The sequence below is a fragment of the Kistimonas asteriae genome, from assembly GCF_018263925.1.
Classification (GTDB): domain Bacteria; phylum Pseudomonadota; class Gammaproteobacteria; order Pseudomonadales; family Endozoicomonadaceae; genus Kistimonas; species Kistimonas asteriae.
Map to the genome: position 1 here is coordinate 112,434 of NZ_JAEVHF010000004.1, position 22,060 is coordinate 134,493.

Below are 22,060 nucleotides of genomic sequence, written 5' to 3' on the forward strand. Positions count from 1 at the left end.
AGCAGTACAAGAATAATTGCTACTTACGTTTGGAGGTTCCGATTTATGTCAGTGGGTGAAACATATTCATCATTACAGCTTGATCAGCGCGTGGAAGATATTCTTACTATGTATTCCGCAGGTGTTATGGCCAGGATGGAAGATTGTTATCGTAAAAGTCTGCAGTGGGCACATACGGCTGAACGTGCCGCTTATCAGTTTGGTCTGGATGCCGGCGTTCAGGGGTGCGAAGTCAGCTTTGGTATTTCTGTTCTGGATAAGGCCTTCCGTCGTGGTGTTAAAGAAACGATGGAGAGCTGTTCTGATCTGGTAGCACGTAATGATGGCAGTATTGGGGTGACGGGGTCTGTCATGCCGGCGTGAGGTTGTAGTAACCTTCTCTGGTAGTTTACAGAGTCGTCTACCTGACCTGAATACAGCAATGTACAAAAGACTGTAAGCAGGTCAGGAGACAGTTTAATCGCACAGTGTTTCTCTCTTTTCCCTTTTCTTATTTACATCTCATCAATCAGACGATTGGTTTTGATGCCGGCTATCTATCGGTTCATGCGTCATCTCAGTGCGTGGAAACGAAGCACTTTCAATAACGCAAACAGTTCATGATGAATTCCTCTTTACAGGGATTTTCCTGTCGTGCATGCTGGAACCACCACTGCAGATAGAGAATTACAAGCTGGTGAATATCGATTATCGCCTTGTCGTGTGTCAGGATCGGTTCCTGAAGATGGCTGATAACATCAATCTTCAGCAACTGGTAGAAGACTTCAATCGCCTTAGCGCCACTGCAATGCTGAGTGGTCTCAAGGCCCGTCAGGACATCGTCCGCTACATCGCCCATCGCATTGATCACTTTTCTGTGGTTGAGGATCTGGATACAGGCTATGAAGAGGCTCAGGGGGTTCTGAAGCATCTTGTCAGTGAACTCTATGACCTTAAGCCGGATGTTGCTGTGGCGTAACGCCTTGTTCTGTAGAAGGTAAAAACTCGACCATCAGTTCAGGTGAAATAGATTCCAGTGATGCTTGGATGCTATCAAGGCTGGTGTCGATAGGATAAAACAGTTTTGCCTGAATGCGTTGCAGGGGTTCACCGGTGTAAGGCGCCGACAGTGTATCCGTGTGAACAGCACCCAGACGGATATGTTTTTCGGTCAAGATGCGAGCGATGTCAGATAATAGTTCTGGCGAGTTGTCAGCGATAACGTTAATTGCAATCGTGTTATTGCTTGTTTCTTTGGCGTGTGAAGGCTCTATTTCTACATGAACGCCTGACTGTTCAACACCTTTTAATGCATTTTTCAACGCGCTGGTATGTTGTGATTCTATATGGAACAACATCATTCCGGTGAAATGTCCTCCCATGTGCGACATGTTACTTTCAATGGTGTGTCCATGATGTTGTGTCACGCTGTTGCAAAGCTGCTCTTCAATATCAGGAATATCAGGGCCAGTGGCAGTAAGAATGAAATGATTCATCAATGGTGTGTCCTTCAGATACGGCTCCGGAAGTATAGATAACGGTGGCAGGTCTGGCAGGACGGGATGCTGAAGCCCGAGAGGGCTTCAGTGCAGAGGGATTATTGTGGCGCCTGAACATCAATGCCGATGGTTGATCCCGTATTGTCGATCACAACCGGTGCGTTGACGGGGATATTGGTGTCTGCAGGTATGCCGTTTCTTGGTATGCCACCAATCTGAAGACCGTTGGGGCCGGCAGTCATGGTGACACCGTTGGGCAGTGCATAGGTCCAGGAGTTATCAGGATTCTGGGTCAGGGTCGCGGTAACGCCCTGGTTGGTCAGCGTGAAGTTGCCGTTGGAGCCGCTGACGACCACACCATCCGGTGGTGCATCCAGCATCTGGGTAATACCATCATTGACTTGTTGGCCAAAGTCGAAAGAGTAGGCGTTGTCGCTGGTGATAGTGTCCAGCCCTAATGATTCTGCCAGTCCTCTCTGGGTTGCCTGACTCTGGGCTTGCTGAGCAATATCGGACATTGGGTCATCACGGTCTTCGCGATGTTGCAGGTCACCATCATAATAAGGTGTTGATGAAGATTCGTTCTTGGGTTTGACGGTGACGGTGTCCATGATAAAGACTTCCCCCATTTCGTCCCCATGGAGTTGCTCCACATCAGCATAAGTAAGGGAGGGAAGGGGCAGGCTGGCAAGGAGTGCGCTGTATCCCCAGAGTCGCGGTGATGAAAAAACTGACTTTTTGCTGCTCACAATCCCTGATCTCGCTATCGAATAGATTTTTATTGTTCTGAGTGTAGCAGGGGGTATGTCCTACTTCGGGTTCCCTGGCAAGGTGCAATAAACAATTGCCCTTTTATTCTCATCCATTATGAATACGGCTGCTGATACAGGGTTTACACCACTGAATACTCAGGCAGTAAACCGTATAATACGCGAAATTTTTTTTACATGACTACGTTTTCATTGCCTCTAAAGGCAAAAGGTATTGATTTATGACGTGCGCGCCGCTGCGGCTGAAAAAAAATGCAGACAAACGTCTGCGGGCTGGCCACCTCTGGATTTACAGTAATGAGGTGGATACTGCCGCAACGCCGCTGGCGGGATTTTCCGCAGGGCAGCAGGCGGTGGTTGAATCCTCGACGGGCAAGCCACTGGCTATCGCCACCGTCAACCCCAATACCCTGATCTGTGGGCGGGTGGTCAGTCGGGATACCCAGTACACACTGGATAAATCCCTGCTGGTGCACCGCATCAAGGTTGCCTTGGGGCTTAGGGAACGGCTGTTTGCCGAACCATATTACCGGCTGGTATATGGGGACAGTGACATGTTGCCCGGGCTGGTGGTGGATCGCTTTGGTGATTACCTGGTGGTGCAGATCTCCACCTGGGGTATGGAGGCGGTGAAAGAGGATATTGTCGAAGCGCTGGTTAAAGTGCTTAAGCCTGCCGGCATCCTGTTCCGTAACAATGGATCCGGTCGTAAGCTTGAAGCGCTGCCTGAATATATTGAAACCCCCTGGGGTGAAGTCCCGGATGACGTGCCACTGATAGAAAATGGCACCCAATTCGTTGCACCGGTGCGGGAAGGTCAGAAAACCGGCTGGTTCTATGATCACCGGCCGGCTCGTGCTCAGCTGAATCAGTGGGTCAAGGGCGCACGGGTTCTGGATGTTTTCAGTTACGTCGGCGGCTGGGGCGTGCAGGCAGCGGCGGCAGGTGCGGAAGAAGTTTATTGCGTCGACAGTTCTGCGACGGCATTGGAATACGTCCATCAAAATGCAGCGCTGAATGGTGTGGGTGACAAGGTGGCAACGTTTGAAGGGGATGCCTTCGCTGCGCTGAAAGAGTTACGTGATGGTGAGCAGCGGTTCGATGTCGTGATCGTTGATCCGCCGGCGTTTATCAAACGTAAAAAGGATATTCGTGCAGGTGAGCAGGCGTATCGACGCATTAATGAGTTAGCGATGCGCCTTCTTAAGCGCGATGGATTGCTGGTGAGTTGCTCGTGTTCCATGCATCTGGAACGGGATCGTTTACTGGATACTCTGCGTGCCGCCAGTCGCCATCTGGATCGAAATCTGCAGCTGGTGGCAGAGTGTCATCAGGGGGCGGATCACCCGATTCATCCGGCTATCGCTGAAACCGCTTATATCAAGGCATTATTCTGTCGCGTGACGGTTTAACCCTTTTTATCGTGAATCGGGCAGCTTATGGCTTACGCCGTAAGCTGCCGACGTTTCAACGCAGGCTGATAATGGGCCAGTTTTTCTGCTGGGCAATAACGGCCAGCTTTTCATCCGGGTCAACCGCTACCGGGTTGTCTATGAGTTCCATCAGCGGTAAGTCATTGTGCGAGTCGCTGTAAAATACACTTCCTTCGAGCGTTATGTCTTTATTCTCATCCAGCCACTGTTTTAAGCGGGTAACCTTGCCTTCCTGATAGCAGGGGATGCCTTCCGACTTGCCGGTATAGCGTGCGTTTTTGACTTCGACATCACTGGCCAATAGTTGATCAATGCCTAGCAGATGGGCGATGGGTTCTGTCACAAACCGATTTGTGGCGGTAATGATCATCAGGGTGTCCCCGGCCTCCTGATGACGACGGATTAACGCGCGTGCGCCTTGAGCAATCATTGGCACAATGCGTTCTTGGACAAATTCGTCACGCATCCTGTGCAGGGTTTCCATAGCGTGCTCAGTCAGTGGAGCGAGGCAGCAAGCGAGGTGAGCCTTGATGTCCAGCTTGCCTTGCAGGTAATCCTGATAGAACTTGTCGTTGGTTTCCCGGTAGGCCTGTTCATCCACCAGTTTGCGATCCACCATGAATTCCCCCCAAGTGTGATCGCTGTCGCCAGCCAGCAGCGTATTGTCCAGGTCAAACAGCACAAGCGCCATGTCCGTTGCTCCTCATTATTGGTGTTTCATGGCGGCATGGTAATCAAGAGCGCGGTGCGCGAACAGGGTTAATCCGATGATTTTTGGCAGGGACGACCGTTTCATAAAGGCAGTAAATGCCGCGATGGTTTTATGGTTTGCCGAAGTGGCGGGAACTATGAAACAATGCTTGGCAATAGTTTTTATAAGGTCAACCATGTGATTGATTCGGATGGATTTCGGCCCAATGTCGGCATCATCCTGGCGAATCGTCGGGGACAGGTGTTGTGGGCAAGACGAATCGGTCAGGATGCTTGGCAGTTTCCACAAGGCGGAATCAATGATGACGAAAGCCCCGAGGATGCACTCTATCGGGAGCTTTACGAAGAAGTCGGGCTAGAACGCGGGGATGTCAGGATACTGGCCTGTACCCGTGGCTGGCTGCGTTACCGGCTGCCCAAACGGTTGGTGCGTCGGGATAGTTTTCCGCTGTGTGTCGGGCAGAAACAGAAATGGTTTCTGCTGGAATTGCTGGGGCCTGACGAAAGGGTTCGTATGGATCGTTCCGGTTCTCCGGAATTTGATGACTGGCGCTGGGTCAGCTACTGGTACCCGTTGGGTCAGGTGGTCGCGTTCAAGCGGGAGGTCTATCGGCGGGCCATGAAAGAGCTGGCACCGCGGATGATGAGCCTGCATACGCAGGGGCTTGCCCGATGACACAGGGAGAATGCCGTTTATTGCGGATTCGCCATCTGGAGGACTGACACAGAAGGTTTGGCATGCTGACAACGTTGCGCAAGATCGTCCAGGATGTGGGTGCGGCACGGGATCTCCAGACCGCATTGGACGTTATTGTGCGCAGCGTCAGGGTGGCCATGCAGACCGAGGTCTGTTCTGTTTATCTCTACGATGAGGAAATCAGTCGCTATACCCTGATGGCGAATGAAGGCTTCAAAAGGGAAGCCGTTGGCAAAGTGACACTTGGGCGTTCCGAGGGATTGGTCGGGCAGGTCGGTTTGCGCGAAGAGCCCATCAACCTCGACGATGCGCCCTCCCACCCAAAGTACAGCCATATAAAGGGCATCGGTGAAGAAGACTATAAGTCGTTTCTCGGTGTCCCGATTATTCATCACCGAAATCTGCTGGGTGTGCTGGTGGTTCAGCACAAGGCTCAGCGTTGTTATGACGAAGGTGAGGAATCCTTTCTAGTCACTATGTCGGCCCAGCTGGCGGGTGTTATTGCCCATGCTGAGGCGACAGGTTCACTTCACGTTGTGCCGGCCGGCAAGCAGAAAAAATCCGTTCGTTTCAATGGCGTTGCCGGTGCGCCGGGTGTTGCTATTGGCGTTGCCGTTGTGCTGGCTCCTCCGGCGGATTTGAGCGTTGTTCCTGAAAAGAAAGCGGATGATATTGAGGCTGAACTGACGCTGTTTAACCGCGCGCTTGAAGCTGTTCGCAAAGACATGCGGGCAACCGCAGAGAAGCTCTCGGATCTTCGCCCTGAAGAGCAGGCACTGTTTGATGTTTACCTGAGAATGCTGGACGACAAGGCTTTGGGGGCTGAAGTCTGCAAGCTGATCAAGGCAGGTTCCTGGGCGCAGGGGGCTTTGCGCCAAGTGGTGGACGAGCATGTCCGACACTTTGAGATGATGGATGATCCCTATCTGCAGGAGCGGGCAGTGGATGTCCGTGATCTTGGACGTCGGGTGTTGTCTTACCTGCAGGAAGAAGAGCAGGTCTCTATCACCTATCCCGGGAAGTGCGTGGTCGTCAGCGAAGAGTTAACACCGGCCATGCTCGGAGAAGTGCCTCGGGAAAGCCTGGTGGGTCTGGTATCGGTACTGGGTTCAGGTAATTCGCATGTGGCCATTCTGGCACGTGCGATGGGCATTCCCACCGTTATGGGCGCCGTGGATCTGCCTTATGACCGTATGGCGGGTCGAGAGCTCATTGTTGACGGTAATCTGGGGCGCGTTTATTCATCCCCTTCCGTGGAAATGCTGCGGCATTACCAGAAAGTTGTGGATGAGGAAGAGCAGTTTTCCAAGGGGTTGGAAGCGCTCAAGGATAAACAATGTGTCACGCCGGACAATTACCGCATTCCTCTCTGGGTGAATACCGGCTTGATGACGGATACCGTCAGATCGCTTGATCATGGCGCAGAAGGGGTTGGCCTGTACCGTACGGAAGTGCCTTTCATGATTCGGGAACGTTTTCCCAGTGAGCAGGCGCAGGAAAAAATCTATCGTGAACAGCTCGCGGCATTTGCGCCTCGTCCGGTCACTATGCGTTCCCTGGATATTGGGGGCGATAAGTCTCTCAGTTATTTTCCCATTCGTGAAGATAACCCATTCCTTGGCTGGCGTGGCATTCGGGTGACTCTGGATCACCCTGAAATCTTTCTGGTTCAGATTCGGGCCATGCTCAAGGCCAGCGTCGGTCTGGATAACCTTCGGATTATGTTGCCGATGGTGACAGGGGTTTCCGAAGTGGAAGAAGCGCTTCATCTGGTGCACCGTGCACACCACGAAGTGCAGAGTGAAGGTCTGGATGTCTTGTTGCCGCCGATTGGTGTCATGATTGAGGTGCCTGCGGCGGTTTATCAGGTGCGCGATTTTTCCCGTCGGGTCGATTTCCTCTCCGTGGGCAGCAATGATTTGACCCAGTACATTCTCGCCGTTGATCGCAATAACCCCCGGGTTGCGGATCTTTACCACTCGTTACATCCCGCAGTATTGCAGGCATTGCAGAAAATTGTTCACGATGCTCACCAGGAAGGAAAGCCCGTGGGTATCTGTGGTGAAATGGCGGGCGATCCGGCGGCAGCCGTGCTGTTGATGGCCATGGGGTATGATGTGTTGTCCATGAACGCGACCCAGCTGTTGAAGGTCAAGTGGACGCTGAGAAGCATGGAGCGCAGTCAGGCCAAGGCGATTCTGGATGATGTGATGACGATGGATAATCCGAGAATTATCCGTAGCACACTGGAGCTTGCGTTAAGAAAGCAGGGGTTGGATCAGGTGATTGGCGGACGATGGCAAGGTGACCCTGCCTGACCTTTCTCTTCAGTGTTGTACTGTTTTTTTCAGGCCGTTTTCATTGGTTCAGTCTGACTGATTGTCGTTGTTGTCATCCATCCGGGCTTCAGCATTAATTCCCAGGCGTATCTATCTTCCATGACACCATCTGGCCCATAGTGCTGTTCATGCCAGCTTAACCGGCCATAGCGGTTAAGAATCAGGGCTGTGCTGGTCCGTGTGCCATAAATGGGGCTGCTGATAAAGCAGGAACTTAGCAGACGCTCCCGTTCAAGACCGACACCAGTGTCAGGGAGATCCGTTTCCTCAGGCTGCCAGTCATCCTGAAGCAGGCCTATCAGGGCGGCAACATCCGGTGACTGTTCATCGTTTGCTTGGGTAAAGCCTTTTTTCAGTCTCAACAGTTTTGGCCACGGTGTATCAAGCAGGTGGTTGCTCAGTCCATAGGTTCCCGGTGGCAGTTGTTGTAGACTATTCCCGTCCGCCGTCGTTTGACTTCGATTGGTAAAGTACCAGAGTCCCGTATCATCGGCGATTAACAGGTTAAAACCGGCATAGTGTTGGCTGGTTTCCTGCAGCGAATGCAGATATTCCTGAGCGGACTGGTCACCCGTCAGAAAATCATGGGTCAGGGCGCCGCGGCTGATGGTGCCGGTTTCCCCCGGTCGCCTGAAGTTGGTAACAGCGGCAAAACGTCCCTGGGTATTGATACCCAGCCAGGTGCCACCGGCCTGTTGGTCGAGTCCGGCGAAGAGTCCGGGACTGTTGGGCCAGTGATGGGCGGGAGCTGATGCACGTTGATAGAATTCATCACGATTGGCCGCTACGATCAGCGGCCATTCAGCATCGGGTGACCAGCGCAGGGCGATGAGACACATGCGATTCAGCCTTTTTATTGTGCGGTTGTTCCAAAACCTTCATTAATCAGGTTATCACAAGGTTCCGCGCAGTGAATACCAGCCGGAGTGGAGATTGATATGTTTGTAATCGGATTCCTGCTGGCGGGTGCAGTCGCGGGATTGCTGGCCGGGCTGTTTGGTGTCGGGGGCGGTATTATTATTGTTCCGGCCCTTATCTTCGTGTTTCACCTGCAAGGTGTTTCACCGGAAGTATTGACGCACATGGCCGTGGGTACCTCCTTGGCGACCATTATCCCTACGTCCCTGAGCTCTATTTACAGTCATAACCAGAAAGGTGGCATTGACTGGAAAACGTTTCGTTATCTTGTCCCGGGTATCTGTCTGGGAGCCATCCTGGGCGTGGCGACCGCGGTTCATATCAGCGGCAGTCTGCTACAGACACTTATCGGACTGTTCGCCCTCCTGGTTGCCTGGCGGATCTACCGTGGCGCTCGTCAACAATCAAAACGCAGCCTGCCCGGTCCTGCGCGACTGGGCGTTTATGGTGGCGGCATTGGCTATGTCTCCGCCGTGTTTGGGATTGGGGGCGGAACGGTGACAGTACCTTTGTTGACCCGTTACGGAATGGCGATGAAGCGGGCTGTGGGAACCTCCTCCGCCTGTGGTTTACCGATTGCGGTTGTCGGCGCACTGTTCAATATGTTGCTGGGATATGCCAATCCTCAGCTGCCGGTATACAGTACCGGCTTTGTTTATTGGCCGGCCTTTGTAGGCATTGTACTGGCGAGTGTGCCCTGTGCCCGATTAGGAGCTGTCATTGCCCATCGGTTGCCAGCGGATAAATTACGCTATCTCTTTGCCTTGTTGCTGTTAGTTATTGGTCTGAAATTTATTATCGGGAGCTGACGTTTGATTCAATATCCTGCCATTGATCCGGTGGCTATTGCCATCGGGCCTGTACAGGTGCACTGGTATGGTCTGACCTACCTGGCTGGTTTTGCCATGGCCTGGTGGTTGGGGCGTCGCCGTTGTCATACATCGGGGGGGCTGTGGTCTGAGGAACAGCTGGGTGACCTGATTTTTTTTGCTGCGCTGGGCGTGGTGGTCGGTGGCCGGTTCGGCTATGTGCTGTTCTACCATTTTGACTATTTTCTCCGAGATCCGCTCTGGTTGTTCAAGGTCTGGGAAGGCGGTATGTCGTTCCATGGGGGGTTGCTCGGCGTTCTGCTGGCCATGTATCTCTATGGCAGGAAACTCAATAAATCGTTTTTCCAGATGACGGATTTTATTGCGCCACTGGTTCCCTTCGGTCTGGGGGCTGGGCGTATCGGCAACTTTATCGGCGGAGAACTCTGGGGACGGGCCTCTGATGTGCCCTGGGCCATGATCTTTCCCCGTGATCCCGAGCAGTTGGCCAGGCATCCCTCGCAGCTTTATCAGTTTGCCCTGGAAGGTGTCGCGCTTTTCTGTATTCTCTGGTGGTTTTCCCGTAAACCCCGGCCGCGAATGGCGGTGTCGGGCCTGTTCCTGCTGTGTTACGGTATTTTCAGATTCGTGGTTGAGTTCGCACGACAGCCTGACAGCCAGCTCGGGTTTATTGCCTGGGACTGGCTGACCATGGGACAGCTATTATCGACCCCCATGATTGCCGGTGGCGTGTTACTGATCTGGCTGGGGTATCGCCGATATCCCCTGGTGGATGGTGCGAACAGCGACGATCGCCAGTGGCTGGCAACCCACGGCGAAGTCAGTAAATAGTTTGGGGCAAATATGAAACAATATCTGGACCTGATGCGCCATGTGAAAGCGCAGGGCGTATACAAGGATGACCGTACCGGCACCGGTACGTGGAGTGTATTTGGTTACCAGATGCGGTTTGATCTCAGCCAGGGATTCCCGCTGGTCACCACCAAGAAGTGCCATCTTCGTTCCATTATTCATGAGTTACTGTGGTTTCTCCGGGGAGAGACCAACATCGCTTATCTCAAGGAAAATGGTGTGTCCATCTGGGATGAATGGGCGACGCCGAAAGGTGACCTGGGACCGGTCTATGGCAAGCAGTGGCGCTCCTGGGAAGGCCCTAATGGTGAGGTGGTCGACCAGGTCGGCAATATTATTGAGGAAATCCGGACAAACCCGGACTCACGTCGTCTGGTAGTGAGTGCCTGGAACCCTGTCGTATTGCCTGATGTTGGTATGAAGCCCCAGGAGAATGCGGCGAATGGCAAGCAGGCGTTACCACCCTGCCACTGCCTGTTCCAGTTCTATGTCCAGAATGGAAAACTGTCCTGCCAGTTGTATCAGCGCAGTGCGGATATTTTCCTGGGCGTGCCATTCAATATCGCTTCTTACGCACTATTGACCATGATGATTGCCCAGGTTTGCAATCTTGAGCTGGGCGATTTTGTGCATACGTTTGGCGATGCCCACCTCTATTCGAATCACGCGGATCAGGTGGAAACCCAACTGGCCCGTGAGCCGTACCCATTACCCACCATGAAGCTGAACCCTGACATCAAGAATATCTTCGATTTCCGGTTGGAGGATTTTGAGCTGCAGGATTACCAGTCGCATCCACATATCAAGGCGCCAGTGGCCGTGTAATCGATGATGCACAGGCGCTGAGAGTTCAGCGCCTGCCGTTGATGATCTTAAACCCGGAACGGCTTTTTTTCCTCGGTTCCGGTGAATCAAACTGGTCGAACGTAGGGGAGGGTTCTTCATCATCCAGACGCATGATGTCGGCATTGCCGCCCAGCATGACGATTACGGCACCATCAATCAGGCTGTTACAGATGGTATGTACATAACCGTTGTCGTTAATAAGTGAGCTGGCAACGAAAGAATCCACATCACCACTTTGAATCAATCGATCCAGTTCGCCACTGGTTAACAGATCTTGCTGATGTAAACGCAGTTTAAGCTGATCCGTACTGGCGATGACTTCTTCCGGACCATTGTCACTGATGATCTGAATTTCTTTCACGGTCACAGCGATGCGTCGACGCAGTCGGTTGTACTGTTCTCTTACCAGTGCATTATCAGAATGAATATGGCGCGCCATGTTGCTGTTCAGATGCTTCAGATCTTTGACGGCTTCAATAAAGTTTCGACAGGCCAGCTTGGTGGCGAACAGTTCGGAGGATTGATGTCGGTCCAGCTCACCCTCCATGACGCTGCTGTATTCAAGAATATCGTTGTAAATACCCTTGATATGCCGCTTATAGAGCTTGTTGATACCCCAGTCAGGCCAGGGAGGAACACGATCACTGGTCAGTGCCACCAGATCCCGGCTCTTTAGTAATTGCTCACTGTTAAGGTAAATACCAAAACAAATCAGTGTCACCGTATTGCGATAGAGGCGGGCACATTCCTGTTGCAGGGCTTTCAGCGCGGCTTCGGGATGATTTTGAGCAGCTTCGGTGAGGTAAATAGCCCGTTCTGTCTGACCATCTGGCATGCTAAGCGGTAAGGTGTTGCCTTCTTCCTTGGTGAGAAACATCCTCTGCAATTTGTTAACCAGCTGCGGCAGGAATGGCATCAGGAGGGCTGCACCAAGAAGATTGAACAGTGTGTGGAACAGCGCCAGCTTCAGCGTGTAATCGGTCGCGGCAATCCCCAGAAGTGCGGCAAGTTCATCGTTAAGGAGGATAAACAGCGGTAGCAGCGGAAGAATGATGAGTGTTGCCACCATTTTGAAGACAAGATGGGCAAACGCCAGGCGCTTGCCATCACTGCCAGCGCTGATAGAACCCAGAAAGGTGGTGGCGGTGGTGCCGATGTTTGAACCGATGCACATGGCCAGTGCGGCTTCATACCCCAGCTGACCGCTGGCCAGTGCGGCGATGGTGAGCACCAGTAGGGCATGGCTGGACTGCATCAGGACAGTGAGCACCATACCAGCCAATACAAAGGCGAGAATATGGCCGCCTTCGCTGTATGCTGCTAACAGCCCGCTGTCGTTGCTGAAGGTTTCAAACCCTTCTTTTACATAGTGGATGCCGAGTATCAGGAATCCCAACCCCAGGATGGCGAACCCGCAGCCTTTCAGCTGCCGGTTTTTCTGCAGCTGCAATAGCGTGCCAAACACCAGCAGCGGCATGGCATAGGTGGATATTTTGACTTTCAATCCCAGGGTGGCGACCAGCCAGGTGCCAAAGGTAGAGCCCAGGTTGGCGCCAAACAGAATCCCCGTGCCCTGGATCAGCGTAATCAGCCCGGTACTTAAAAATGACAGGGTGATGACAGACACCAGGGAGCTGGATTGCAGGAAGGCCGTCGAAAATAATCCAAAGCAGAAACTGCCCGTTCGCGAGCGTGTCGTTCGGTTCAGCAGCTGTTCCAGGATGCCGCCGGTGAAGACCTTGAACCCCTGTTCCAGGCAGAGCATCCCAAACAGAAATACGGCGATACCGGCGGCTATGACCTTGAAGTCGGGGCTGATCCAGAAACCGTAAGCGAGCAGAATGAAGATGGAGGGCAATAATAATTTTTTTAGCATAATCCCTTGCCTGACAACTATGTCCAATAACGATTCCGTGTTATTGGCTGTAAAACGATGCTATCTGGTTATGAAAATGGCTTACTTTTTACAGTGTTATCTATACAGCTTAGCAACAGGAAGGGGGATTCGTCATGGTTCGCCGACACATAAAGGCATGTTGCCGGCGAAACCAGGGGATGGCTTAGTCAGCCAGATGTGTCAGAACGCGCTGCAGCAGTCGGATGCGGGGTTCAATGGAGTCCACTATCAGGAACTCCTTATCACTGTGCATACCGCCGCCAATGGGGCCGAGACCGTCCAGAGATGGAATACCCAGAGCTGCCGTAAAGTTGGCGTCGCTGCCGCCGCCAACGGCCTGCCAGGTGATGTCGATATTTTCTTCGCGACCACAGGCTTCGACCATCGCCATCAGAGCTTCTGTCTGCTCACTGGGCACCATGGCGGGTTTGTGAGCCGTACGCGCCTTTTCGATACGGATACCTTCCAGGAATGGATTTTCCGCCAGTTCGTGCAAACGGAAATCAATCTGCTCATAATCTGCGTTATTCCAGAAACGGATATCAAGGCAAGCCTTGGCATATTCTGGAACCACATTGCCCGCACTGCCGCCGGAAACGACGCCGAAGTTTAAGGTGGTACCGGTTTCAAAGTTGGTCAGTTTGTTCAGTTCAACAATCCACTGAGCCATTTCGGTGATGGCGGAAATGCCTTTTTCTGGCTCATTGCCGGCGTGTGAAGCGCGACCGTGGAACTCGATGTCATACACGGCCAGACCTTTACGGGCTTTGACCAGTGAACCATCCGTACGGGCAGCCTCACAAACAAGTACCTGCTTGCTTTTTTGGGCCAGGGATTCAATGAAGTCCTGGGAATAGATGCTGCCGATTTCTTCGTCGCAGTTCATGGCCACACAAATGGCGAGTTTGTCCGTCACGTCGCTGGGCAGATGCTTCAACGCGTAGAACGCATTGAGCAGGCCGGATTTCATATCGGCGACGCCGGGGCCATAAGCCTGACCGTCACGGATAGACATCGGGCGTTCAGCAACGGTGCCTTTGGGGAATACGGTATCCATGTGGCCGACCAGCAAAACATCATATTCTGCCGCTTCTGGATTGTTGGTCACACTCAGGCAGGGGCCGGCTTGATCCGCCACGTGATGATGGGTGACATGCCAGCCGATGCTTTCGTAGTGTGCGGTCATCAGGTCAGCAATCGCTGCAACGCCTTCCGGGGTACAGGTGCCGCAATCCACATTGATCAGGGGTTCAAGATCAGACAGATAGGCATCCAGACTGAATTCAAAGGTACTCATACGAGGTCAATCACTCATGGCGAGGGCAGAACGATTCTGCGTTACAGAAAACTGCAAGAGGCTAAAGGACTGGGGAAAACGAATACTGACTTGGGTCAAGAAAGCGACTGCGTCACATCGTATCGCTTGTCAGGATCGATGTGACGCAGTCGTACAGTGTGTATCAGGACGGTGTCGTTTCGACGAATGCCTTCGTGCCGTTGTAGAGTTCGGTATCCAGTTCGCCCTCGCTCTTGGCCACCAGGGTGGTGACCATCAGGTCGCCGCTGACGTTGACCATGGTACGGGCCATGTCCAGCAGTCGGTCAATACCGGCGATCAGGGCAACACCTTCCATGGGCAGGCCAACGGTGGTCAGCACCAGGGTCAGCATGACCAGACCTGCGCCAGGCACACCTGCGGTACCGATGGATGCCAGCGTGGCGGTGGCGATAATGGTTGCATAGTCACCGGGTGAGAGGGGTACACCAAAGGCCTGTGCCACGAACAGGGCTGTGACCCCCTGGTACAGAGCTGTGCCATCCATGTTGATGGTGGCGCCCAGCGGCAGGATGAAGCTGGAAGTTCCCCGGGAGGCACCCAGTCGCTGGCTGCAACGCAGGCTGACGGGCAGGCTGCCGGCACTGCTGGACGTGGTGAATGCAATCGCCTGGGCGTCAACAATACCCCGGAAAAAGCGCATTGGGTTGAGTCTGCCGATAATGGTTATGACAGCGCCATAGAACCCGTAGACATGCAGCAGACAGCCAATGTAGACCGCGGCGATCACCTTGATCAGGGGTAGCAGTACGCTCATTCCGTAAGCACCGGCTACCCACGCCATCAGGCCGAAAACGCCGTAAGGGGCAAGTATCATGACCAGGCCGGTCAGCTTGTACATCGCTTCCGCAAGACTGGTGAATATGGCAATAGCCGGCTTACCGTGATCCCCGATCATGTTAAGGGAAACACCGAGTGCCAGGGCGAAGACAATGATCTGCAGGATATTGCCTGAGGCCAGCGCCTTGACGGGATTGTTGGGAATAATGGAAACCAGTGTGTTGACCAGACTGGGTGCTTCTTTAACCACTTCCTGCTCTTTGGCAATCAGGTTCATCCCTTCACCAGGCGCAAGAAAGTGCCCCAGAACAAGACCGATGGAAATAGCGATAGCAGTGGTCAACAGATAGAAAACAAGGGACTTAAGTCCGAGGCGGCCCATCTTGCCGGTATCCTGCATGGACGTGACGCCGACAATCAGCGAGCAGAACACCAGGGGTACAATCAACATCTTGATAGCGTTGACGAAAATCGTACCGATCGGTTTCAGTACGATGGCATCAGGCCCGATAATGCCGCCTGTTATGATACCTATCACCATGCCGGCCAGGATTTTCTGCCACAGTGGCAGGCGATTCCACAGACGCCATGGGTTCATACCCGATGCGGAGCTGGTACTCATCATTCTTCTCCAAATGGTTGGTTCTCTAAAGCTCCTTACGGATAACCGGAAGGGACATTTTTCCATAACACCGGGATTTGGAGTTTAGTGAGTGGGGTTTGCTGGTAATATAGGTACTTTTCCCGTCCAATACTGTTTGTCGCTATCAACAACTGTACGTCCTGATGCCTGTAAAACTTTTTGCTAAAACCAGCGGTGCCGGTAAACCGGTGATTCTTATTCATGGTCTGTTCGGTGCAGGCGACAACCTCGGGGTTGTTGCAAGGGCACTGGCAAGTGACTACTGCGTTCATTTGCTGGACTTGAGAAATCATGGGGCTTCACCTCATGTAGATACCATGGATTATCCGTCCATGGCATCAGATGTGCTGGCCTATATGGACGACAGTAGTCTGGAAAAGGCTGCCCTGCTGGGACATTCCATGGGCGGTAAGGTGGCGATGCAGCTTGCATTGGACGCGCCAGAACGTGTGACCGGGTTGATCGTTGCTGATATTGCACCGGTTGAATACCCTGCCTGGCATACCGCAGTCTTTAAAGGAATGTTTGCGGTTGCTGAACACGAGATTCATCAGCGCAAAGAAGCCGATCGAATATTGGCTGAACATGTCACTGAGCCGGGTGTGCGTCAGTTCCTGTTGCGTAATCTCGTAAGAGCACCAGAAGGGCGTTATGTATGGCGTGTGAATCTCACCGGCATTCACGACAGTTATCACAAGATCCGTTTAGCACCGATGGGGCAGGTGCCATATGCAGAGCCTGTATTATTTGTGAAAGGTGAACGCTCGGACTACATCGACAGTACCCATCAGGAAACCGTGTTGTCACTGTTTCCCGCGAGTCAGTTAAAAGTCGTTGGGGGAGCCGGCCACTGGTTGCATGCAGAAAAACCGGAATTGTTTAACCGAATCGTGAGTCGTTTCTTGTCAGGACTTAACGATTGAACAACAACGCGAGTGATCAAGCGGGATAAGGTGTTCCCGCTTTGAATGATACAGAGTGGAATCAGTGTTGATACCAGTCGTCGTCATCCTCATCAAAGAAATCAAGGTCGTCTTCTTCCAGCTCGTCGCCGAGTTCTTCCCTTAATTTCTTTTTCTCAAAGTATTTTTCAATACCTTTGTGGATGCTCTTGGATCGTTTGCGCTTTGAGCGTTGTACTTCGGATTTGCGCTTTTTCAGTTCCTGGCCATCAGTCCAGCCAAGTGCCTCATTGTCTTCTTCATCCAAGGACCTGGATTGTCCCATGACTACGTCCTTTCCTTACAGCTCCTATTTCCACTTTAGGCAATATTCTGGCGGGAAAGTTCCAAGGCGTAATACGGTTTTCGCATATCCGGGAGAGGGCTTATTGTGCTGCTCTATGATGAAAAAGGTGTCGTCACCTCTCGTAGCTAATAGCCCGTTCCAGAGCGGTCTGGCAGGAAAGTTCCTGGGGCCAGGCGGTAAATCTGGCTCGAGAAGCTGCCATCAGGTTGGAGGATAATCTCTCGATAGCCTGGCTGCCGGGTATCGGCAGCAAAATCAGGTCTGGCCGGTAGGAATTGGACACAGGTTGAGGGGGTTCCCTGCACTGTGACCCCGTTTTCCCGAACTTCAGCGGCCTGGTGGGTATGGCCATGAATCAGTAGTTTGACCTGGGGGGACGTAGTCAGTAACTCCAGCAGATGTCGCCCATTTCTGAGGTTTATCGCGTCCATCCACTCACTACCGACCGGTAAGGGGTGATGGTGGGTGACGATCAGTGTTGGTCGATCAGGATCGGCTGCCAGAGCTGCAGATAGTCTGGCCAGCTCGCCGTTAACCAGTTCGCCGTGGATGGCGCCCGTGATCTGGCTGTGTAGTAGCATCAACTGCCAGTTATCCAGCTGTATCGCTTGGGGGAAGTTGGCAGCAAAAGGTGTTTGAGCCAGCCGTTCAGGTTCGTCATGATTGCCGTAAAGCCAAGCAAACGGGATGCCGAGTGTCTCCAGTGAACGCTGGCAGAAGGCATAAGAGGCGATAGAGTCATCCTGTGAAATATCACCGGTAACCAGGATTAGGTCAGCATCTGCACTGTGTGTTTTGACCAGCTCCAGCACGGCGTTGAAACTGTCGCGGGTATTGATACCCAGCAAGGTGCCATCTGCGTCACCAAACAGGTGGCTGTCGGTAATCTGGATGATTTTGCTGACGCCGTGCATGCTCAACCCGGCACTCTCCCTTAAGGCATGAATCGTATCGTTACAGAGAGGGAGATTACCCCAATTAATAGACCGAATCTGTTAATTTATTGGCAGTCCTGAAGAAGAATTTTCAGGAAGATTGCTCAATCGTTTCGAAGAGGTAACCGTTGTTGAGGCAGTGTTCCAGCCAATCGGCCAGAAACAGGTTGAGTTGCTCCTTTTCGTCGGGGTGGTACATCGACGTGTTGGGGTAGTTGTAGCGGGGTTTGAAGTCGCGTTGACGCTGGGAACTGATGACTTCGGCCATGCGGACATCGTGGTAAAGACGCACCTGCATTTTCTGGCAGGGCAGCCAGTTGAACCGGTTGTCCTGTGTAATGTCGATAACTGTGGTGTAACGGCTGCGACTGGTGATCTGGAAATGAACCGAACAGGTTTGCCCGTGGAAAGAAAAACCAATCATCCACTCATCCGAAGCATTACCAGCGATCAGCTTCATCAGTCGAATATAGTTCATCTCGCACAGCACATGCTGTCTCACCAGGTTCACCTGGTAAGGTTTGCGGTGGTGTGGAAGCTGACCTATCGTTGTCAATCTGGTTACGCTCCTGCTATGTCCTTGTTGTGCAATTTGTACTGCACTCAATTCATGTCTGTTTCAGCTCAAGTATAGTCACGCGAAACTATCACTTATGCATTGAAAACAAACATTGTTGTGCTAACTAGAGAGTTTTTTGATTCTGTCAAACCCAAAAAGTTTTTGGGAATTTGACAGAATCAGTAGCAAAAAAGGTTTTCTACGCCTTGCTGTACAATTCACTGCCTGATGCTCGGAATGCTTCCGCTTGCTCCTTCATACCTGAATCCAGTGCTTTGTCGACATCAAGTTTGTTCTGGGCAGCATAGTCCCGCACTTCATGGGTGATCTTCATGGAGCAGAATTTCGGACCGCACATGGAGCAGAAGTGGGCGACCTTTGCCGAGTCTTTCGGCAGTGTCTGGTCGTGGAATTCCCGGGCGCGATCGGGATCCAGCCCCAGGTTGAACTGGTCTTCCCAGCGGAACTCGAACCGGGCCTTGGACAGCGCATCATCGCGTACCTGTGCACCCGGATGGCCTTTTGCCAGATCGGCCGCGTGAGCAGCAATCTTGTAGGTAATCAGGCCTTCTTTGACATCGTCTTTATCCGGCAGGCCAAGGTGCTCCTTCGGGGTGACATAGCAGAGCATTGCGCAGCCAAACCAGCCGATCATGGCAGCGCCAATGCCTGATGTGAAGTGGTCATAACCCGGGGCAATGTCAGTTGTCAGCGGGCCGAGTGTGTAGAAGGGGGCTTCATCACACACCGCCAGTTGTTTTTCCATGTTGACCTTGATCATATGCATCGGGACATGGCCGGGGCCTTCGATCATGGTTTGAACGTCATGCTTCCAGGCAATTTTGGTTAGCTCGCCCAGCGTTTCCAACTCTGCAAACTGGGCTTCATCGTTTGCATCATTGATGGAGCCGGGGCGCAGACCATCCCCCAAAGAGAAAGCGACATCATAAGCTTTCATGATTTCGCAGATCTCTTCGAAATGGGTATACAGGAAGTTTTCCTGATGATGCGCCAGGCACCATTTTGCCATGATCGCACCGCCACGGGAGACAATGCCGGTCAGGCGCTTGGCGGTCATGGGAATATAACGCAACAGAACACCGGCATGGATGGTAAAGTAATCCACGCCCTGTTCGGCCTGTTCTACGAGGGTATCCCTGAAAATCTCCCACGTCAGATCCTCGGCGACGCCATTCACTTTTTCCAGTGCCTGATAAATCGGGACGGTGCCAATAGGAACCGGCGAGTTGCGAAGTATCCACTCACGGGTCTGGTGGATATTCGGGCCTGTCGATAAATCCATGACATTGTCTGCGCCCCAGCGGGCAGCCCAGGTCATTTTTTCCACTTCCTCTTCGATGGAGGACGTAACAGCAGAGTTACCGATGTTGGCGTTGATCTTGACCAGGAAATTACGGCCGATGATCATCGGTTCACTTTCCGGGTGATTGATGTTGTTCGGAATGATGGCGCGACCGCGGGCAATCTCATCTCGCACAAATTCCGGTGTAATCACGGCGGGGATATTGGCTCCAAACGTCTGGCCAGGGTGCTGATTGTCCAGCAGTCCCTGTTCCCGTAACGCTTCCAGCTTCATGTTTTCACGAATGGCGACAAACTCCATCTCCGGCGTGATGATGCCTTTTCGGGCGTAGTGCAGCTGGGTGACATTACGACCAGACAGGGCGCGGCGCGGTGATCGTATCAGGCCAAACTGCAGGTGTGACAACCTGGGGTCTTTCAGGCTGCGGTTGGCATATTCCGACGTGAAGGCCGACAGCTGCTCGGTGTCTTCCCGTTCCTGTATCCAGTGCTCACGCAGAGGAAGGAGCCCCTTGCGAATGTCGATCCTGGCATCCGGATCGGTATAGGGGCCGGAGGTATCGTAGACCCGTACCGGATCATTTTTCTCGCTGCCGGATTCTGTCACGGTGTCTGACAGGCTGATCTCCCGCACCGGTACGCGGATATCGGGCCGGCTGCCGGTCAAGTACACTTTTCGTGAGTTGGGGAAGGGTTGTACGGCCTGCTGGTCGGCCTGGGCGGACTCGCTGAGGAAACGCGGAAGATCACTCATTATGTCAGTTATCCCGGAGTGGTGGTTACGTTCTTGTCGTAATCTAACAGGCTGGTTTATTCATATTTTTCGGTGTTGTCAACCTATGGTGCCAGTTACATAGCCACCGTCCGAGTGAAGTGAACATTTTTTACAGGTTCCGCAGATATCTGTGGCGCATATCTGTTAACATCCACGCTTTTATCACTGTATGCACGCGATGACCGGCTTGAAGCACAAAGCGTAGTTCAAATCGTGTTGGGCAGGTTAAAGCACCTGTGGAGAGTAAAGGAAACAGGTAATGGTATCGAAGCGCTTTTTATCCCTTCTGAGCGGAACGTTGCTGACATGCGCAATGACCGTTCAGGCAGAGCAGCCCATGGACTTGCTCGAAATCTATGACCTGGCATTGAAAAATGACGCTCAGCTGGCGGCGGCCCGTGCGTCCTGGAAAGCCAGCAAGGAAGTCGTGCCTCAGGGTCGCGCCGCATTGCTGCCGAATATTTCTATGTCAGCCAATACTGCGGATAACCGGTCTTCCCAGCTGGTATCCGAGCCGCTGGGAACCGGCGACCGAACCAGTAACTGGAATTCCCATGGTTGGTCTGCCACCCTGCGTCAGCCGCTGTTTAACCTGGAATCCTGGTTTAACTTTGAGCGTGCTGAAGCATTGAGCGAACAGGCACGGATCCAGTTCAGTGTTGAGCAGCAGAACCTGATCATGCGGGTATCTGAAGCCTACTTCAATGTGCTGCGTGCCCAGGACAATCTGGCGACAGCCAAGGCGGAAGAGAAAGCCGTGAAGCGACAGCTGGACCAGACCCGCCAGCGTTTTGAAGTGGGCCTGATCGCCGAGACCGACGTGTATGAGGCCAAGGCGGCGTATGACGCGGCACGCGTTACCCGCATCCAGGGAACCAATGATGTGGAAGTGTCACTGGAAAACCTGCGCACCATCACCAATGTCGGCGTGCCGGCGATTGCCCAGATGGACAAGCGGATGCCGGTCAATACCCCGGTGCCAGCCATTGCGGAAGAGTGGGTGAAAACCGCCATTTCGCAAAACCTGACGCTGGATGCGGCGCGTAAGGGCGTGAATGCAGCAGAAGAGCAGTTGCGTGTCAGCAAGTCTGGCCATGCACCGACGCTGAATGCTGTTGCTACTTACAGTCATATCAATGATCCATCTGCAGCGTTTTCAAATCCGGCGTTGAACGGCAAGAGCAACAACACCGTTTATGGCCTGGAATTGAGTATGCCGATCTTCTCCGGCGGTGCCACCAGCTCCAAGGTGCGTGAATCCGGTTACCGGTTGGAAGAGTCCCAGCAGAGCGTTGACCTGACCCTGCGCCAGACGACGACGAATGCGCGCAACCTGTTCCGTACGGTGAATACCGATGTGGATCGTATTGAAGCCCGCTGCCAGGGAATCGTCTCAGCCCGAAGCGCGTTGAAGGCAACAGAAAGCGGTTATGAGGTCGGTACCCGAAACATCGTCGATGTGCTGAATGCCCAGCAGGTGCTGTATTCGGCCCAGCGTGATTATTTCAATGCGCGGTATGACTTCATCATCAACACCCTGAAGCTGAAGCAGACGGCCGGCACCCTGAGCCCGGAAGACCTGCAGGCGTTGAATGAGTGGATGACCGGTAATCCAGAAGAGGGAATGACTGTTCCGGTTTGTACCGGATAAGTTTTTGAGAGAAATTGACTGTCTTAAATAACAAAACCT

21 protein-coding genes are annotated in these 22,060 nt (G+C 52.8%); 10 read left to right on the forward strand and 11 right to left on the reverse strand.

What is annotated here, in order from left to right:
- Window positions 1-45: 45 nt before the first annotated feature.
- Entirely contained in the window at window positions 46-363 is a 318-nt protein-coding gene (locus KHS78_RS06365; protein ID WP_211826315.1) for a hypothetical protein, read from the forward strand.
- 274 nt (window positions 364-637) lie between these two features.
- Complete coding sequence (locus KHS78_RS06370) at window positions 638-958, forward strand: hypothetical protein (protein WP_211826317.1); 321 nt, start codon at window positions 638-640, stop codon at window positions 956-958.
- Here the strand turns inward: KHS78_RS06370 and KHS78_RS06375 are convergent.
- Both KHS78_RS06375 and KHS78_RS06380 read right to left on the reverse strand, forming a co-directional pair.
- Window positions 933-1,475, reverse strand: a complete 543-nt coding sequence (locus tag KHS78_RS06375; RefSeq protein WP_211826319.1) for a glycine cleavage system transcriptional repressor — start codon at window positions 1,473-1,475, stop codon at window positions 933-935. The two genes, KHS78_RS06370 and KHS78_RS06375, sit on opposite strands and share 26 nt — an antisense overlap.
- Before the next feature lie 101 nt (window positions 1,476-1,576).
- Window positions 1,577-2,227, reverse strand: a complete 651-nt coding sequence (locus tag KHS78_RS06380; protein WP_211826321.1) for a hypothetical protein — start codon at window positions 2,225-2,227, stop codon at window positions 1,577-1,579.
- 242 nt (window positions 2,228-2,469) lie between these two features.
- On the opposite strand from KHS78_RS06380, the gene KHS78_RS06385 reads away from it, so the two are divergent.
- Window positions 2,470-3,660 (forward strand): class I SAM-dependent rRNA methyltransferase, encoded by a 1,191-nt coding sequence (locus KHS78_RS06385; protein ID WP_211826323.1) that lies wholly within the window; start codon window positions 2,470-2,472, stop codon window positions 3,658-3,660.
- Between the two features lie 55 nt (window positions 3,661-3,715).
- Here the strand turns inward: KHS78_RS06385 and KHS78_RS06390 are convergent, their stop codons facing one another.
- Window positions 3,716-4,372, reverse strand: a complete 657-nt coding sequence (locus tag KHS78_RS06390) for a histidinol-phosphatase (RefSeq protein WP_211826324.1) — start codon at window positions 4,370-4,372, stop codon at window positions 3,716-3,718.
- A gap of 198 nt (window positions 4,373-4,570) precedes the next feature.
- Between KHS78_RS06390 and rppH the strand changes: the two genes are divergently transcribed.
- Window positions 4,571-5,068: an RNA pyrophosphohydrolase gene (rppH, locus tag KHS78_RS06395; RefSeq protein WP_211826648.1), complete on the forward strand. Its 498-nt coding sequence runs from the start codon at window positions 4,571-4,573 to the stop codon at window positions 5,066-5,068.
- Between the two features lie 62 nt (window positions 5,069-5,130).
- Window positions 5,131-7,407, forward strand: coding sequence for a phosphoenolpyruvate--protein phosphotransferase (gene ptsP / locus KHS78_RS06400; RefSeq protein WP_211826327.1), 2,277 nt, complete (start codon window positions 5,131-5,133; stop codon window positions 7,405-7,407).
- Between the two features lie 29 nt (window positions 7,408-7,436).
- On the opposite strand, the gene KHS78_RS06405 is transcribed toward ptsP, so the two are convergent.
- Window positions 7,437-8,267, reverse strand: a complete 831-nt coding sequence (locus KHS78_RS06405) for an NRDE family protein (RefSeq protein WP_211826329.1) — start codon at window positions 8,265-8,267, stop codon at window positions 7,437-7,439.
- 99 nt (window positions 8,268-8,366) lie between these two features.
- Here KHS78_RS06405 and KHS78_RS06410 point away from each other — a divergent pair, with 99 nt between their 5' ends.
- Genes KHS78_RS06410 through KHS78_RS06420 form a run of 3 tightly spaced genes read left to right on the forward strand, consistent with a single transcriptional unit; the run spans window position 8,367 to window position 10,853 of the window.
- Window positions 8,367-9,155 (forward strand): sulfite exporter TauE/SafE family protein, encoded by a 789-nt coding sequence (locus KHS78_RS06410; protein ID WP_211826331.1) that lies wholly within the window; start codon window positions 8,367-8,369, stop codon window positions 9,153-9,155.
- A gap of 3 nt (window positions 9,156-9,158) precedes the next feature.
- Window positions 9,159-10,007, forward strand: coding sequence for a prolipoprotein diacylglyceryl transferase (lgt, locus tag KHS78_RS06415; RefSeq protein WP_211826333.1), 849 nt, complete (start codon window positions 9,159-9,161; stop codon window positions 10,005-10,007).
- 12 nt (window positions 10,008-10,019) lie between these two features.
- Window positions 10,020-10,853 (forward strand): thymidylate synthase, encoded by an 834-nt coding sequence (locus KHS78_RS06420; protein WP_211826335.1) that lies wholly within the window; start codon window positions 10,020-10,022, stop codon window positions 10,851-10,853.
- A 25-nt stretch (window positions 10,854-10,878) separates the two neighbouring features.
- On the opposite strand, the gene KHS78_RS06425 is transcribed toward KHS78_RS06420, so the two are convergent.
- From KHS78_RS06425 to KHS78_RS06435, 3 genes are all read right to left on the reverse strand, one after another.
- On the reverse strand, window positions 10,879-12,750 hold the full coding sequence (locus tag KHS78_RS06425) for a Na/Pi cotransporter family protein (RefSeq protein ID WP_211826337.1): 1,872 nt from the start codon (window positions 12,748-12,750) through the stop codon (window positions 10,879-10,881).
- Window positions 12,751-12,934: 184 nt separating this feature from the next.
- Window positions 12,935-14,068: a M20 family metallopeptidase gene (locus KHS78_RS06430; protein ID WP_211826339.1), complete on the reverse strand. Its 1,134-nt coding sequence runs from the start codon at window positions 14,066-14,068 to the stop codon at window positions 12,935-12,937.
- 163 nt (window positions 14,069-14,231) lie between these two features.
- Window positions 14,232-15,509 carry a dicarboxylate/amino acid:cation symporter gene (locus KHS78_RS06435; protein WP_211826341.1) on the reverse strand — a complete coding sequence of 426 codons (1,278 nt, stop codon included), beginning with the start codon at window positions 15,507-15,509 and terminating at the stop codon, window positions 14,232-14,234.
- A 164-nt stretch (window positions 15,510-15,673) separates the two neighbouring features.
- Here KHS78_RS06435 and KHS78_RS06440 point away from each other — a divergent pair, with 164 nt between their 5' ends.
- The gene (locus KHS78_RS06440; protein WP_211826343.1) at window positions 15,674-16,453 is read left to right on the forward strand and encodes an alpha/beta fold hydrolase; all 780 of its coding nucleotides are present in this window, start codon (window positions 15,674-15,676) and stop codon (window positions 16,451-16,453) included.
- Between the two features lie 61 nt (window positions 16,454-16,514).
- Here the strand turns inward: KHS78_RS06440 and KHS78_RS06445 are convergent, their stop codons facing one another.
- The 4 genes from KHS78_RS06445 to thiC form a co-directional block, all read right to left on the reverse strand.
- The gene (locus KHS78_RS06445; protein WP_211826345.1) at window positions 16,515-16,757 is read right to left on the reverse strand and encodes a hypothetical protein; all 243 of its coding nucleotides are present in this window, start codon (window positions 16,755-16,757) and stop codon (window positions 16,515-16,517) included.
- Window positions 16,758-16,903: 146 nt separating this feature from the next.
- Window positions 16,904-17,692, reverse strand: coding sequence for a 3',5'-cyclic-AMP phosphodiesterase (cpdA, locus tag KHS78_RS06450; protein WP_211826346.1), 789 nt, complete (start codon window positions 17,690-17,692; stop codon window positions 16,904-16,906).
- A 112-nt stretch (window positions 17,693-17,804) separates the two neighbouring features.
- A complete protein-coding gene (locus KHS78_RS06455; RefSeq protein ID WP_211826348.1) occupies window positions 17,805-18,269 on the reverse strand; it encodes a DUF1249 domain-containing protein in 465 nt (154 codons plus the stop codon).
- A 202-nt stretch (window positions 18,270-18,471) separates the two neighbouring features.
- On the reverse strand, window positions 18,472-20,349 hold the full coding sequence (thiC, locus tag KHS78_RS06460; RefSeq protein ID WP_211826350.1) for a phosphomethylpyrimidine synthase ThiC: 1,878 nt from the start codon (window positions 20,347-20,349) through the stop codon (window positions 18,472-18,474).
- Between the two features lie 280 nt (window positions 20,350-20,629).
- Here thiC and KHS78_RS06465 point away from each other — a divergent pair, with 280 nt between their 5' ends.
- Window positions 20,630-22,021, forward strand: coding sequence for a TolC family outer membrane protein (locus tag KHS78_RS06465; RefSeq protein ID WP_211826352.1), 1,392 nt, complete (start codon window positions 20,630-20,632; stop codon window positions 22,019-22,021).
- The last annotated feature ends 39 nt before the right edge of the window (window positions 22,022-22,060 follow it).

Bases quoted from the DNA above. Each gene is read 5' to 3' on its own strand.
- KHS78_RS06365 (WP_211826315.1), top strand. From the start codon at position 46: ATGTCAGTGGGTGAAACATATTCATCATTACAGCTTGATCAGCGCGTG.
- KHS78_RS06370 (WP_211826317.1), top strand. From the start codon at position 638: ATGCTGGAACCACCACTGCAGATAGAGAATTACAAGCTGGTGAATATC.
- KHS78_RS06375 (WP_211826319.1), bottom strand. From the start codon at position 1,475: ATGAATCATTTCATTCTTACTGCCACTGGCCCTGATATTCCTGATATT.
- KHS78_RS06385 (WP_211826323.1), top strand. From the start codon at position 2,470: ATGACGTGCGCGCCGCTGCGGCTGAAAAAAAATGCAGACAAACGTCTG.
- KHS78_RS06390 (WP_211826324.1), bottom strand. From the start codon at position 4,372: ATGGCGCTTGTGCTGTTTGACCTGGACAATACGCTGCTGGCTGGCGAC.
- ptsP (WP_211826327.1), top strand. From the start codon at position 5,131: ATGCTGACAACGTTGCGCAAGATCGTCCAGGATGTGGGTGCGGCACGG.
- KHS78_RS06405 (WP_211826329.1), bottom strand. From the start codon at position 8,267: ATGTGTCTCATCGCCCTGCGCTGGTCACCCGATGCTGAATGGCCGCTG.
- KHS78_RS06410 (WP_211826331.1), top strand. From the start codon at position 8,367: ATGTTTGTAATCGGATTCCTGCTGGCGGGTGCAGTCGCGGGATTGCTG.
- KHS78_RS06420 (WP_211826335.1), top strand. From the start codon at position 10,020: ATGAAACAATATCTGGACCTGATGCGCCATGTGAAAGCGCAGGGCGTA.
- KHS78_RS06425 (WP_211826337.1), bottom strand. From the start codon at position 12,750: ATGCTAAAAAAATTATTATTGCCCTCCATCTTCATTCTGCTCGCTTAC.
- KHS78_RS06430 (WP_211826339.1), bottom strand. From the start codon at position 14,068: ATGAGTACCTTTGAATTCAGTCTGGATGCCTATCTGTCTGATCTTGAA.
- KHS78_RS06435 (WP_211826341.1), bottom strand. From the start codon at position 15,509: ATGAGTACCAGCTCCGCATCGGGTATGAACCCATGGCGTCTGTGGAAT.
- KHS78_RS06440 (WP_211826343.1), top strand. From the start codon at position 15,674: ATGCCTGTAAAACTTTTTGCTAAAACCAGCGGTGCCGGTAAACCGGTG.
- KHS78_RS06445 (WP_211826345.1), bottom strand. From the start codon at position 16,757: ATGGGACAATCCAGGTCCTTGGATGAAGAAGACAATGAGGCACTTGGC.
- cpdA (WP_211826346.1), bottom strand. From the start codon at position 17,692: ATGCACGGCGTCAGCAAAATCATCCAGATTACCGACAGCCACCTGTTT.
- thiC (WP_211826350.1), bottom strand. From the start codon at position 20,349: ATGAGTGATCTTCCGCGTTTCCTCAGCGAGTCCGCCCAGGCCGACCAG.
- KHS78_RS06465 (WP_211826352.1), top strand. From the start codon at position 20,630: ATGGTATCGAAGCGCTTTTTATCCCTTCTGAGCGGAACGTTGCTGACA.